Genomic DNA, 802 nt, shown 5'->3' on the forward strand with positions numbered 1-802 from the left:
GTTCATATATTGTTAAGCAAGAGGTAGACCACAGAAGACGGAAGCCATCTCCATCATCAAACGGGAGTAGCTTTCATGAACAAGTTCACTGTTATTTTCGCCGCTGTTGCAGTTGCATCGTCCGTTGGAGCCGCCGAGGCAGGTTGTGGGTGCGGAGGTTCGGGCGGCTGGGGAGGCAATTCGAGCAGCCTGATCAATGTTTCGCCGTCCATCGACCTTGGCAAGATCACCGCGCTGAACGACGTGCTCAGCGGCAACAACATCCTGAGCGGCAATGTCGTCTCAGGCATTCTGAACGGCAACAAGACCGGCATCGTCGGTGGCGTTCTGAGCGGGCTCGGCGTGAACCTGCTGGGCGGCAACAGCTACAGGCTGGGCAAGCGCCACTAGGCCGGCGCTGCATTTCAACTGTCGAAGGCAACCCAAAATAGCCCGTTCCGGTGCGCCGGGCGGGCTATTTCGCGTGTCGGGCCGATCAAGCGAGGATGTTGACCGCGCGTGCCGCGACCAGCGCGATGGTCAGCAGCGAGATCATGGCCTCGGCCATCATCAGCAGCTTGGCGCGCTGGGAAAGGGGCAAGGTATCGGTGGGCGAAAACGCTGTCGCATTGGTGAAGGCGAGGAAGAAATAATCGACGAAACCGGGCAGCCAATCTCGGAGGTCACGGTCGTTCAACGTCATCTGCGCGAACAGGAAATCGGCCTGCGCAAGCTTGACGAGGCCGCAGGTCGGCGGGCCGCCGCGGTCGGTGCTCCAGAACCACAAGGCAAAGACGATGACGTTGGTGACCCAGATGTTGAG

At 59.7% G+C, this 802-nt stretch carries 1 protein-coding gene and 1 pseudogene; one reads left to right on the forward strand and one right to left on the reverse strand.

What is annotated here, in order from left to right:
* The first annotated feature begins 75 nt into the window (after window positions 1-75).
* Window positions 76-390 (forward strand): hypothetical protein, encoded by a 315-nt coding sequence (locus ENZ74_RS33320; RefSeq protein WP_013530790.1) that lies wholly within the window; start codon window positions 76-78, stop codon window positions 388-390.
* A gap of 85 nt (window positions 391-475) precedes the next feature.
* Here ENZ74_RS33320 and ENZ74_RS33325 read toward each other — a convergent pair.
* Window positions 476-802 (reverse strand): annotated as a pseudogene (locus ENZ74_RS33325) (hypothetical protein); the annotation flags it as partial.

It is taken from the genome of Mesorhizobium sp. M7A.F.Ca.CA.002.15.2.1 (assembly GCF_003998715.1).
Classification (GTDB): Bacteria; Pseudomonadota; Alphaproteobacteria; order Rhizobiales; family Rhizobiaceae; genus Mesorhizobium; species Mesorhizobium ciceri.